The organism is Arthrobacter sp. StoSoilB5 (assembly GCF_019977235.1).
Lineage (GTDB): Bacteria > Actinomycetota > Actinomycetes > Actinomycetales > Micrococcaceae > Arthrobacter.
The window spans coordinates 4164019-4177063 of sequence record NZ_AP024646.1 but is presented as its reverse complement, the minus strand read 5'-3'; the positions used below and the strand labels follow the sequence as shown (position 1 = coordinate 4177063).

General features: G+C 60.4%; 10 protein-coding genes. 5 read left to right on the top strand and 5 right to left on the bottom strand.

Annotated features, from left to right (window positions below; genetic code table 11):
* Window positions 1–30: 30 nt before the first annotated feature.
* From LDN75_RS18920 to LDN75_RS18905, 4 genes are all read right to left on the bottom strand, one after another.
* Window positions 31–1683, bottom strand: a complete 1653-nt coding sequence (locus LDN75_RS18920) for a hypothetical protein (protein WP_223934239.1) — start codon at window positions 1681–1683, stop codon at window positions 31–33.
* A 160-nt stretch (window positions 1684–1843) separates the two neighbouring features.
* Window positions 1844–2998, bottom strand: coding sequence for a UDP-N-acetylglucosamine 2-epimerase (non-hydrolyzing) (gene wecB, locus LDN75_RS18915; RefSeq protein ID WP_223934238.1), 1155 nt, complete (start codon window positions 2996–2998; stop codon window positions 1844–1846).
* Between the two features lie 427 nt (window positions 2999–3425).
* Window positions 3426–3995, bottom strand: a complete 570-nt coding sequence (locus LDN75_RS18910; protein ID WP_223934237.1) for a YdcF family protein — start codon at window positions 3993–3995, stop codon at window positions 3426–3428.
* Between the two features lie 60 nt (window positions 3996–4055).
* On the bottom strand, window positions 4056–4520 hold the full coding sequence (locus LDN75_RS18905; RefSeq protein ID WP_223934236.1) for an Lrp/AsnC family transcriptional regulator: 465 nt from the start codon (window positions 4518–4520) through the stop codon (window positions 4056–4058).
* A 171-nt stretch (window positions 4521–4691) separates the two neighbouring features.
* Between LDN75_RS18905 and pdhA the strand changes: the two genes are divergently transcribed.
* Genes pdhA through LDN75_RS18890 form a run of 3 tightly spaced genes read left to right on the top strand, consistent with a single transcriptional unit; the run spans window position 4692 to window position 8448 of the window.
* Window positions 4692–5909, top strand: a complete 1218-nt coding sequence (gene pdhA / locus LDN75_RS18900) for a pyruvate dehydrogenase (acetyl-transferring) E1 component subunit alpha (RefSeq protein ID WP_223934235.1) — start codon at window positions 4692–4694, stop codon at window positions 5907–5909.
* Complete coding sequence (locus LDN75_RS18895) at window positions 5906–7000, top strand: alpha-ketoacid dehydrogenase subunit beta (protein ID WP_223934234.1); 1095 nt, start codon at window positions 5906–5908, stop codon at window positions 6998–7000. The genes pdhA and LDN75_RS18895 overlap by 4 nt, the downstream gene beginning before the upstream one ends.
* Window positions 7001–7002: 2 nt before the next feature.
* A complete protein-coding gene (locus LDN75_RS18890; RefSeq protein WP_223934233.1) occupies window positions 7003–8448 on the top strand; it encodes a dihydrolipoamide acetyltransferase family protein in 1446 nt (481 codons plus the stop codon).
* A gap of 48 nt (window positions 8449–8496) precedes the next feature.
* Here the strand turns inward: LDN75_RS18890 and LDN75_RS18885 are convergent, their stop codons facing one another.
* Window positions 8497–9213, bottom strand: a complete 717-nt coding sequence (locus LDN75_RS18885; RefSeq protein WP_223934232.1) for a DUF6270 domain-containing protein — start codon at window positions 9211–9213, stop codon at window positions 8497–8499.
* 60 nt (window positions 9214–9273) lie between these two features.
* Here LDN75_RS18885 and LDN75_RS18880 point away from each other — a divergent pair, with 60 nt between their 5' ends.
* Entirely contained in the window at window positions 9274–10359 is a 1086-nt protein-coding gene (locus tag LDN75_RS18880; protein ID WP_223934231.1) for a hypothetical protein, read from the top strand.
* A gap of 182 nt (window positions 10360–10541) precedes the next feature.
* A complete protein-coding gene (locus LDN75_RS18875; RefSeq protein WP_223934230.1) occupies window positions 10542–12965 on the top strand; it encodes a S8 family serine peptidase in 2424 nt (807 codons plus the stop codon).
* Window positions 12966–13045 lie beyond the last annotated feature (80 nt).

The window sequence follows — 13045 nt, the reverse complement described above, 5'->3', positions numbered from 1 at the left end:
CAGAAGGCGTCCTTTATTTAGTCGCGGTCCTTAACCACGGTCCGAATAGAAGGCGTCATTCCGAACGCCTGACCCGTTGACCACGTCAATCATCACGTACTTTCCAACGCCCAGCGAGGTGGGGCCGAGCTTGGCGGTAACTGATTCAAGGCGTGGGTTGATCCCAAGTTGACTGCCGTAGCCAGGGTTGTAGTCAGAAGCAGTGACAGTCTTCTCGTATGTCCGGCCATTGACGTCCGTCCACTTCACCGTCACGGTTCCACCACTCAGGTTCTGCCCCGTGACCAGAACATCCCCGTTCCCGTAGAAAATCGAATCAGTGATGACTGGCGTCATGTTGCTGGCTTTGAAGCGTTCCGCCAAGGGGGACCAAGTACCCGTGCATGTGTAGTAGCCGTCCCACATGAAGGAGATAACCTTCCTGGGGGCGTTGCCAAGTTGCTGGAGTTGCCGGTCAACCCTGGACTTTGTTGTTTGGCCCCGCAGGTTGGTATCACAGGGATTCTGACTCGTCGCTGGCGCCATGCCCTCAAGGTTTGCCCATAGCGTCGCTCCTGTGCCGTCCACCCCTTCAGCCGCGGCCGCGAAGTAGTCGCGAACCGGTGCTTGGTATTTACTTCCCCAAGTGCCGCTTCCCACGATGGAGGCGTTGTAGACATCCACGGGACTGCTCGCCTCGTTGCCGAAGAATGCGCCGGACTTGCCTGTTCCCATGCCATCTTGGATGGCAATCACAAGATCGTTATTTCCAGCCGTCAAACCAATCTTTTCCGCGCCGTCACGAACCTGGGTGGTGGTTAGGCCGCCGGACTTCCGCCCGTCCAGGTAGGGACTGACGAGGCCGCCTCGATCCGGGTGTATCCGGGCTATAGCCTGGTTCTCTATGCGGTAGAGGTTCAGGATGGGGTCGAACGTCGTTCCGCTGGTGACAGGCATCTCGTAAGAAAGATAGAACCCACCGAGTCCGGATACGTTAATGACCTTGGCTTGGTAACGGAGGAAGCGATCTGTGAACTGCGTAAACGCCGGAAGGTAGGAGACGTCCGGAAGGTATGCATAGTCCGTACGCGCTACCGGTATTGGCAGTCCGGCGTAGTACTTCATTCCCAGCGATGTGGCGGTCTTGGCGAGCGAGACGTTTACTCCGGCTGTTCCGGAGGCGGTCGCACCACTGACAACTACTACGTCGTAAAGTCCATTCGACGATGTGCAGCTGCTGCCTTGGTTGGGCAACACGAAAACAGTGAACGGTTTGCCATTACCTGTGAGTGAGATGTCGCGGGGGCAGACGTGTGAGGGCGCGCCCCACAGAGAGTTGTCTGAGTACGTGAAATATCGATTGACCTTTACATCGGCGGCTGCCGCTTGGGCGCAATTAGTCCCATTGACCTTGCAGTCGGTAGGAATGTCGGCCAGAGTAGCCGGCTTGATGCGCGATCCAAACGTCACCACAGTATCTCCGCCCACCGCTTTGATGTCGGAGAGTTTCTGCAAATTGACGGCGTCGCTGCTGCTTCCGAAAATGAAGAAGCCGCTGATTGGATAAACGGGCGGCACTGCAGCGTGGGCGGTGGGGCCATTCAGTGCTCCGGCTACCAAGACGAAGGCCATCAAGAGGATGACCGCTAAATGCCGGAGGCTGTCGTTGTAGAAGGTGAGTGTCTGTGACCTGAACTTTGCCACGGCGGATCCTTGGACTCGTAGGGTGAGACCTTGGACCTATGGCAAAAGGATGTCGTTCAGGAGCACCAAACTCAAGGACTTGACGGTAACCTTCAAGCTTCCCATGGGTCGAGTAAAGCGCGTGGAACTTTTGACGGCCCCGTTACCGGGGCCGTCAAGGCTAGACAGAGACTGTCATGCCGAATTCGTCAATGCGCTGCCCTACACCGAGCAGTTCAGCGATCGCCGCGACAGTGCGCTCAGAGGCCCGGCCGTCACCATACGGGTTGACTGCGTTGGCCATGGTGTCGAAGTGATCGGCGTCGTTCAGGAGGCGGTCCACCTCAGTGACGATTCGCTCTTCGTCAGTACCAATGAGAGTGACCGTGCCCGCAACAACGGCTTCGGGACGCTCAGTGTTTTCACGCATGACCAGAACCGGCTTGCCAAGGCTGGGAGCTTCCTCCTGGACTCCGCCGGAGTCGGTGAGGACGATGTGTGCCAGCGACAGCATGCGGGTGAATTCCCCATAGGCCAGCGGCTCAGTCACAACAACATTCGGCTTGCCCTCGAGGGCAGGCAGCACGGCTTCGCGAACCACCGGGTTCTTGTGGGCCGGAAGGACGATGACAAGGTCCGGTTCAGCGTCAGCGATGCGGGCCAGGGCGCGGCCGACGCCGCGCATGGCATCGCCTTGGTTTTCGCGACGGTGCGTGGTGACGAGAAGAATCTTGCGGCCGCTGGCTGCGAGTTCCTCAAGCTGCGGGTCGGTGAAGGGGATCTGCTTGTCCACGGTGGTGAACAGCGCATCGATGACGGAGTTGCCCGTAACAACGATGTCCTTGGCAGGAACGCCCTCGGCGAGGAGGTTGGCACGGCTGGTGGAAGTGGGGGCAAGATGCAGGGTGCTGATCTGGCTGGTGATCTTGCGGTTGGCTTCTTCCGGGAACGGCGAAAGCAAGTTGCCGCTACGAAGGCCGGCCTCGACGTGGACCACGGGAATGCCGTGGTAGAAAGCGGCGATTGCTCCCGCGGTAGACGTCGTCGTGTCGCCTTGGACGATCACGGCATCCGGCTTGTTGGCAGCGAACAGCTTGTCCAGACCAGTCATGGTCCGGGTCATGATGTCAGTGAGCGACTGGCCGGGCTGAAGGATATCGAGGTCGTGGTCCGGCGTAATGCCGAACAGCTCGTTGACCTGGTCCAGCATTTCGCGGTGCTGGCCGGTGACAGTGACGATGCATTCGAACTCGTCTGATTCGTGCAGGGCATGGACGATGGGTGCCATTTTGATGGCTTCCGGTCGGGTACCGAAAATGGGCATAATGCTGGGCACGTTTTCCCCCAAGAGAGCGATCTTGCGACAGACAGAGACTTCCACATCCTATCGGAGCTGACCGCTGAGCCAGAATCGAAGCCAGGGTTGCCTCCTGAGGGCTAGCCGGCAACCAGAAGGATAGCGAGCAATGCTGGCACGGCCACAACAACCAGGACTACAAGAACCAGTGCCACCCGACGCTTGAACTGTTGCTGCTCGGAGCTCTTGGTTGGGACTATCGGGACTGGGGCTGAGGAAGGCCTCGGATGGTCGGTTATCGGCGCAGGTGGCGTCCGGACAGGCGCCGAGGGGAGCTGAAGCGCCAGACGCCGGCGCCTAAAGTGACGGCCCGCTGGAAGCGGGCCCACTGGTGTTGGACTCACCTTGTGCACCTTCCATGGACGGTCGCTTGGCGACGTGTTTTCTGATAGTTCCTCCCTCTACCTTAGTGAGAAGAACACTCCGGCTGCACCCACGCGTCGATGAGCCCACCGGTTTCGACGACGAATCGGTCCAGCCAGGCTGGGGCCGAAAGCTCGGGTTGCGAGCCGACCATCTGGATTTCCGCTGACGTACATTGCCGCATCAGGGTGCCTGCCCGCACGAGGTGGTAGTCGGACGTGACCACCGTGACAGACCTCCATCCGTTCTGCGCGATCAGGCCTGCCAGGCCCCTGGCTTCACCCCGTGTATTGAGCGGCGAGGGGCGGAAACAAATCAGGTCAGGTTCGTCGTCCTCGTGGCATAAAGCGTCACCCTCAACATTGCCGGCGAGGCCGGTAGTCGAGACCACCAAAACCGGAATGTCCAGGCTTTCCTGAAGTTCCTGGGCCACCGGAAGCCGTTCCTTGCTTAACCCACCCAAAACCACGATCGCATCAGTGCGGTGCGGAGTGGCCTGGGGAGGGCTGTAAAAGAACTGGAACGCCGTGATCAGCCATAGGAGGGCGACCGCCATAACCGCTACCAAAGCCCGCGCTACGACGCGCGTGACGGAGGCAATTTTGAGGGGCACGGGGACAGTCTATGGTCCCGGAATGTGTGTTCCTCACGCCGCTTGGAGTTCCGAACTCAACTACCGCGTATCAACGTCCTCAAACACCAGGAAAGTTTGGGTGTCCAGGATGCCGTCCATGGACTGCAATTGGTCGAAGATCACACGGCGCAGGTGGATGTTGTCCGTGGCACGGACCAACAGGATGACGTCAAAGTCGCCGCCCACCAGGGCGATGTGGTGAACCTCGGGAATCGCACGCAAGTGCTCCTTCAGTTCCCGCCAGGAGTGCTGTTGGACCTTGAGGGTGACGTAGGCGGAAGACCGCAGGCCTGCTTTGATCGGGTCCACCAATGCCGTGAACTTGGTCAAAACCCCCTCGCCGGTGAGCCTGGCAATACGTGAATAGGCGTGCGCCCGGCTGATGTGCACGTTCTCTGCCACTTGTGTGATGGACATCCGGCCGTCAGTTGTGAGCTCGCGGATGATGTCCCGGTCAACATCATCCAGGGGCACGGCGGTCTGCTCCGCCTCGGTCTCGCTCACGTGGTCTCCAATTCGTCTACAGGACTGGCTCGTTACCCAGCTCACATTTGCAATTCGTCTTTCAGAATAGCCACTTCCTGCATGCTCTTCCATGATTTGAACGAAAGCTGGATACGAAACAGCTGTCCGGAACATACTGGAAGCACATAGTGGCTAGAGAAGGACGGACCAATGACGATCCACGCAGACCACTCTGCGCCGGAAACGGCAGTAGAGGACCAAGCTGCTGACGTTCGGAGAAAATTCGGAATCAGCGTTGAGGACTATATGCTGCCTGCCCGGCACCAGATTCAGATGGTGAATCCGGACGGCACCCTTCGCTCCCACGAAGAGCAGGGCACCGAACCCGGCCACGAGTACCCCACGCCGAGCGATGCTGAACTGATGGCCGCGTACGAACAGCTCGTCGTCGGACGTCGTGTCAACGATCAGAACTCCGCGCTCGTCCGGCAGGGCCGTATGGCTGTGTATCCGTCGAGTCACGGACAGGAGGCTTGCCAGGTGGCGGCCGCCATGTGCCTCAGCGAAGGTGACTGGCTCTTCCCCACTTATCGCGACGCCGTCGCAGTGATGACCCGCGGTGTGGACCCTGTTGAAGCTATGACAATTTTCCGTGGCGACTGGCACGGTGGCTACGACCCCAAGAAGCACCACGTCGGGATCCAGTGCACCCCGCTGACCACGCAGCTGCTTCACGCCGTCGGTGTCGCGCATGCCGCCAAACTCCGCGGTGAGGACACCGTGGTGATGGCAATGTGTGGCGACGGCGCCACAAGTGAGGGTGACTTCCACGAGGCCCTGAACTTTGCTGCCGTCTTCCACCTGCCGGTCATCTTCTTCGTGCAGAACAACAAGTACGCCATCTCCGTTCCGCTCAGCCACCAGTCCGTGGCGCCGTCGCTGGCCCACAAGGCTGTTGGCTACGGTATGGCAGGTGAGCGGGTTGACGGCAATGACCTCGTCGCGCTTCTCGCCGTGATGGACCGTGCCGTGAAGCTTGCCCGCGAAGGCTCCGGGCCTCTCCTGATCGAGGCCCACACCTACCGCATGCAGGCGCACACCAATGCCGACGACGCCACACGCTACCGTCCGGACAGTGAGGTGGCCGAGTGGCAGGCGAAGGATCCACTGACCCGCATGAAGTCCTATCTCACCGACAAGGGACTCCTTGACGACGCCGCCAATGACCGGATCGCGGAACATGCAGAAGCCGTCGCAACGCAATTGCGCGAAGGCCTCGGCGAAGACGTCCCTGTACAGCCGCTGGACCTCTTTAAGTACGTCTTCTCCAAGCCCACCCCGCAGCTGAAAGAGCAGTCTGAACTGCTTGCCGGCGAACTCGCCCGCGCTGAAAGCGCCGAAAATCACGGAACGGAGAGCGCAAAATGAGCCCCACAGTAACTACCTCCGTCAACGGCAACGTCAGCGCCGCCACGGCCAGCGCCGCCGCGTCCGCTGCAGCTACCGCTGAGGCCACCGGCCCTCAGTCCATCACCATGGCCAAGGCGCTCAACACAGCCATGGCCGATGCTATGCGCGCCGATTCGTCTGTCCTGGTCTTCGGTGAGGACGTCGGCATGCTGGGCGGCGTCTTCCGCATCACCGATGGCCTCATGGCCGAGTTCGGCGAACAGCGCTGCTTCGATACCCCTCTGGCAGAGTCCGGAATTGTTGGCATGGCAGTTGGCATGGCCATCAACGGGATGCGGCCTGTCATTGAAATGCAGTTCGACGCCTTCGCCTATCCGGCTTTTGAGCAGATCGTCAGCCACGTTGCCAAAATGCATAACCGGACCAAGGGCAAGGTCAAGATGCCCCTGGTCATCCGCATCCCCTACGCCGGCGGGATCGGGGGAGTGGAGCACCACTGCGACTCTTCCGAGTCCTACTACGCCCACACCGCAGGCCTGAAGGTTTACACGCCAGCCACTGTGGCCGACGGATACCGGATGCTACGTGAAGCCATCGACTCCGATGACCCCGTGATGTTCATGGAGCCCAAAAAGCTCTACTGGTCCAAGGACCAGGTGGACTTGGACGCCTTGCGCGCAGAGCACGACGCCGGCACCTCCACCGAGGGCCGTGCAGCTGTTGCCCGTCCAGGCACTGATGCGACGCTGATCGCCTACGGCCCGTCGGTCCCCACTGCGCTCGCCGCCGCAGCTGCCGCCGCTGAGGAAGGCCGCTCGCTTGAGGTCATTGATGTCCGTACCCTCGTCCCCTTCGACGACGAAACCGTCTGTGCGTCCGTGCGAAAGACCGGACGCGCCGTCGTGATCGCCGAGGCGCATGGCTTCGCATCCGTGTCCTCCGAGATCGTGGCCCGCGTCCAGGAGCGTGCGTTCCACTACCTCGCCGCACCGATCCGCCGCGTGACTGGCTTCGATGTCCCGTTCCCCTCTCCCAAGCTGGAGCACTACTACCTGCCAAGCGTCGACCGCATTCTCGACGCCGTCGACGACCTTCAATGGGAGGACTGACCATGAGCTCAGATATGCAGGTATTTCGCCTGCCGGACCTGGGGGAGGGCCTCACCGAGGCCGAACTCGTGAACTGGCTCGTCGCTGTGGGTGACGAAATCAAGGTCGATCAGCCGATCGCCGAAGTGGAAACAGCCAAGTCCATGGTGGAAGTGCCCTCGCCTTATGCAGGTACAGTGGCCGAGCTTCACGGTGAGGCTGGCCAAACGCTCGACGTCGGCAAGCCGCTGATCTCGATCGCCCGTTCAGGCGCTGCTCCCGTTGCGCCGGAAACTCCCTCCACTGCCGAAGATGCGGTCTCGACCGGGGTGGTGGCTTCCCCTGAGGTTGATGCTGCCGCCGAGACGTATCGCACCGAGGAGAAAGCCGGATCTGGAAACGTACTCATCGGATACGGCACTCCTGGTGGCGTGACTAGTGGCCGGACGCGCCCGCGGAAGGCGAGCCTCGCCGTCGTCGATCGCGAAACGGAAACCCGGGCCGAAGCCCCGGTTGCTGCCGAGCCACCTGTCGCCGGAACGCGCATTCCCGGCAAGCTCAGTGCGGTTATCTCGCCACTTGTCAGGAAGATGGCCCGGGACCACGGTGTTTCCCTTGAGACCATCCAGGGCTCAGGTGCCAGTGGGCTGATCATGCGCCGGGATGTGGAAGCTGCGATCTCTACGCCCGAAGCTCCTGAGGCTCCTGGTGCTCCCGCTTCAGCGCCGGTTGCTGAGGGTGACCTCGACTCCCGCACCGGGCTCGCTGTCTCGGCCCGTACCCCAGTCCGCGGAGTTCGCAAGGCAGTCGCCGCGAACATGACCAAGAGCCGCACGGAGATCCCTGAGGCGACGGTCTGGGTGGATGTGGATGCCACGGCATTGCTTGATATGCGGGCTGAACTGAAGAAACGCGCTCCGCACGACACACCCGGTCTACTGGCTTTCATCGCCCGTTTTGTCACTGCTGGGTTAAAAAAGTACCCGGCCCTGAATACGCGCTTTGAAATCGGAGAAGACGGCTCTCAAGAGATTGTCGGTTTTGACGGAATCAACCTCGGTTTCGCAGCACAGACGGATCGGGGGCTGGTGGTCCCGTCTGTCCGGAACGCTCACCAGCTGAGCGCTCGCGAATTGGATGCCGAGATCCGGCGCTTGACCACCGTGGCGCGTGACGGCAAGGCTACGCCCACAGAGCTCGGTTCGGGCACCTTCACGCTGAACAACTATGGCGTGTTCGGCGTGGACGGCTCCGCCGCGATCATCAACTTCCCAGAGGTTGCAATGCTCGGCGTGGGTCGAATCATCGATAGGCCGTGGGTGGTCGACGGTCAGCTTGCGGTCCGCAAGGTTACCGAGTTGACCCTCGCCTTCGATCACCGCGTGTGCGACGGCGAGACCGCGGCCGGTTTCCTCCGGTACGTCGCCGACGCCATCGAGAACCCTGGTGGAGCGCTCGCAGATATGTAGGCAGAAGGGGGCGGCGTGGGTTGACGCCGCCCCCTTCTGTGTGCGCAGTTACTTCACGGCTGCCGTGATTGCGTCTCGCATGTGGTGGTAAACCGCGTCCACGTAGTGATACGGCGCGAGGCCCCACTGATGCCCCGCCGCGGCCTTTACGACATCCTGGCCGATCGACAGCACGCTGCAACCTTCCTGGCGGAGGTGGTCGAAGTAGCGCTGGTACACCTTGTTGTACGTTGCAGCGTAGAGGCCTCTGTAGACGAGGCCGGTAACTCCGCTATCGGATGCTTCAGCCCACTCTGGAGCCAGGACGAGCATCGGACGTCCTGTTTCTTTGATCTTCCGCACAACGGTGGATGCGGACTTTGACCAGAGCGCAAAGTGTTCCTCCGAGCCGAACGCAATGAGCCGGGGTTCACTGGGTTGCTGCTGGAGAAGCTTGCTTTCCCCCAGCTCCCAGCTATTGGTGACGTATGAACCCTGTCCGAGTTCATAAGTTCCCAGCCGCTCGTCCACGAGATCCAGCAAAAACAGGTCAGTGGCGCTTGCCGACCGATCAATGGTCTCGAAGAGAGTTGAGCGGATGTCATTTCGCACACATTGCTTCTGGAACTTGGAGGTAAGTGAACTCTCGCCACGAAGAACGCCACGAGGGGAGGCTGCACTGATCATCCCTTGGCGGGCGACGTATTCGACTATGGACCAGTCTTTGTCGAGGAAAGGGTACGTGTCGCGGGACACGCAGCTGCCGTAAATGAACAAGCCGGGCAAGATGAACTCCCACATTGTCGGAAGAGAATTCCCCCAGCCTAGCAAGACAGGGGTGCGCTGTTGACACGCGCATATGCGGTTGACGACGGGTCCAGCCTCATGCCAGCCGGTTCGTCCGGGGCAGATCTGTTCGGGTATCTTGTCTTAGTGGGGAAAATAGAAGGCTTCGCTGAACGCCGTACTTATGCGTTCGACATGGGCTTTGGGTTCTGCGAGCTGTGTGCCGAAGCGTTCCTTCTGAGCGGTCAAAACGACGGACCTGACCACCCGTGTCCTACCCGGCCCCGAATCATTGACCCTTCAAAGCACATGGTCACAAACTACAAGGGTGTACAGGCGTTCCTTAATACGGCCATGATCCCGCCTGGATATCAGATCATCGTGGAAAACGGCCTTCCCATCGATGTCAACTGCCAAAACCGGGGTTTCGATACCACCGTGGTCTTCTTCCAAGGTGCTATCGACCCGTCATGGACGCTCCCGGCTTTCGGCGGCATGGGCGTCTCTTCCGACGCTCACGTGAATCGAATCTTCATCTCGGACCCAAGCCTGGTCCTGACGGACCGGCTGAACCTCGGATGGTTCGTCGGCAATTCACGCATGAACATCCAGAAGAACCTACTGGAAATCATCAAGCACATCGTGGGCACGTGGGGAGAGCAGCGACTGGTCTTCTACGGCGCATCAGGCGGCGGCTTTGCATCACTGTTCTTCTCTGCACATTTCCCCGGCTCGCTGGCCCTTGTTTCGAATCCTCAGACAAACGTTGCCAAGTACGAGTTGCCGGCGGTTGAGCGCTTTGCGGAAGTTTGCTTCGGCGTCAAGGGCGAAGACCCTATGTCCAAGCTCCCGGACGACGTCACCACCAACCTTGTTGAGCTCTATCGGGAGCCACGAGGCAACGTTGTTGCCTACATGCAGAACAGCACAGATTTCTCCCACGTTGAGGATCACATGAATCCTTTTCTGGCGGCATCGCACCCAGACAACGAAGTCCATGTCCTTCTTGGGGACTGGGGAAACGGGCACGTCGCGCCGCCCAAGCCCATTCACGTCGAGGCGCTAACGGTCGCCGCAAGCCGCGACTGGCAATCCGGACTCGCCGCCATGGGTTTCGAGCGTGTGCAGCCAACGTCTAAGGATTAGTAGACGCAAGCCTGGCGCATAGTCCTGCTCTTTGTCGGGCAAATCTTGGACGAATCCTCGCAAAAGACTTGGCAGAAGTGCTGCCAACTCTGCGTACAATTTTCTGTGGGGGTCAGCTGGTGGTCTCCAGTTGCCCGCGGCCAGCCGTACCGTGCTCAGTCGCCGTTCTAGGATGCCCAACGATGGTAAAAAACTCCCCAATGCGATCCTTGAGGACTGTCGGCTTCGCGCTGGCCACGCTCCTCATCACTGGGGGACTGGCTGTACAGCCGGCAGTAGCGGGAGATAGCGACATCATCCCGAGCACCCCGCAATCACTCCGTCCGGCACCTGAGGTGGCAACGGACCAATTTATTGTCGGGTTACGGGACAACGCCAAAGCGGCTGCGGCTGCCGTGGAGCAAGCCGCCGGTCATGCGGCTATGAAGCTCGGAGTCGTTGCCGAGAGCTCGCACCCGAATGCAGCGGGCGGGCATGTCATCAAACTAGCCAAGGCCCTTTCAGGGACAAAAGCCGAGGACTTCCTGAAGACCCTTCGTGCGGATCCCAACGTTGCCTACGCCGAAGCCGACGACATCATGCAGGTGGCGGCTGATCCGAACGATGCCTACTATTCCACTCAGTGGGATCTTTCGGAGGATTTGGCCGGCATTCGGGCTTCCGGGGCGTGGCAATACAACCATGGTGAAGGCGTGGTCGTCGCAGTAGTGGACACCGGGATCACCAGTCATGTGGAGCTCGACGCCAATGTACTGCCTGGCTACGACATGATGTCCGATGCCGCCGATGCACGCGATGGGAGCGGTAGGGACGCGGATCCTACCGACCCTGGAGACTGGTCGACAGCAGATGAATGCGCGGTGGGCAGCCCGCAGATAAATTCCTCCTGGCACGGAACCCACGTTGCGGGCACAATCGCTGCCATCGGGAACAACACTTACGGTGTGACCGGCGTGGCCCCGAAGGCAAAGATCCTTCCGGTGCGGGCGTTGGGTGCCTGTGGCGGGTATTCATCCGACATCGCAGATTCAATCATTTGGGCTGCAGGCGGCGTTGTTAGCGGGGCTCCAATCAATCCCACTCCGGCGCGAGTTATCAACCTCAGCCTTGGTGGTATCAGGCCCTGTTCTGCCACCTATCAAAACGCCATCAATTTCGCCTACAACGCTGGGGCAGCGGTCATCGTTGCTGCTGGAAATTCCAACCGTCCCGCGGCCGACTCCAGCCCGGCCAACTGCCAGAATGTCATCACCGTTGCGGCTAGCGACAGGACGGGAGCGAAAGCGAAGTACTCCAACTACGGGAGCGTCGTTGATGTAGCTGCTCCCGGCGGCGACATGAGTTCCTCGGCTGTGAACGGCATCTTGTCCACCTCCAATTCAGGGACAACCACGCAGGCAACGCCTGGCTATGCGTTCATGCAGGGAACCTCCATGGCTGCCCCTCACGTGGCGGGTCTTGCGGCTCTCCTTTTCTCAGCGGAGGGCAGCTCCTTGACTCCGGAGCACCTGGAACAGCAACTGAAGGAGACATCGCGGCCCCTTCCTGCTGGCTGCCCGGCCGGATGCGGTGCCGGTCTAGTCGATGCAACCGCGGCGCTCACCACGTTTGGCGGGCACCTGCCGGTGACGCCTGCGCCCATAGTATTCACAGACCGGGACGGCACCTCGAACGATACCTACACGATTCCCGCCACGGCCGGCGCTGAGTATTTGGTTGGCGGAAAGGTTGTTGCCGCTGGCGCGTATCCGGGCAGCGGGGCAGTGACTGTTACCGCAAGGGCACTTGCGGATTATTCGTTGGCCCCTGCAGCTGTGGCCGAGTGGAAGTTCACCTTCAAGACCTCCATTCAAAAAATCACTGATTTCGACGGGGACGGCAAGAGCGACGTCCTTGCCAGGGATAGCGGCGGTGTTTTGTGGCTGTACCCAGGCAACGGTTCTGGTGGCTGGCTTGCCGCCCGCAAGATTGGTGCAGGCTGGAATGCCATGACGTCCATTGAGTCACCGGGTGACTTCAACGGTGACGGCAAGATGGATGTCATCGCCCGGGATGCGAACGGTGTTTTGTGGTTGTACCCGGGCAATGGTTCCGGCGGTTGGTTTGCTGCCCGCCAGATCGGTTCCGGTTGGAACGCGATGGCCGCGATCGAGGCACCTGGTGATTTCAATGGGGACGGCAAGGCGGATGTGATTGCCCGGGACGCCAATGGTGTCTTGTGGCTGTATCCAGGTAACGGTTCCGGCGGTTGGTTTGCTGCGCGGCAGATTGGTTCAGGGTGGAATGTCATGACCGCAATCGACGGCCCGGGCGACTTCAACGGGGACGGCAAAGCTGATGTTCTTGCGCGCAACGCGTCCGGTGCTTTGTGGCTCTACCCCGGCGACGGTTCTGGTGGTTGGCTTGCTGCCCGGCAGATTGGTTCCGGTTGGAATGTCATGACCGCTATTGAGGGCCCGGGTGACTTCGACGGGGACGGCAAGATTGATGTTCTTGCCCGCAACGGGTCCGGGGTGTTGTGGCTCTACCCTGGTGACGGTTCTGGTGGTTGGCTGGCCGCCCGGCAGATTGGTTCCGGCTGGAACGTCATGACAGCCATCCTGTAGTCCGCGCCTGAGTTCGTCTGTCACCGGGTCATTCCGGCTTCTCCCAGCTCCACGTGCCGATGCCCTTGCGCTTGCGGATA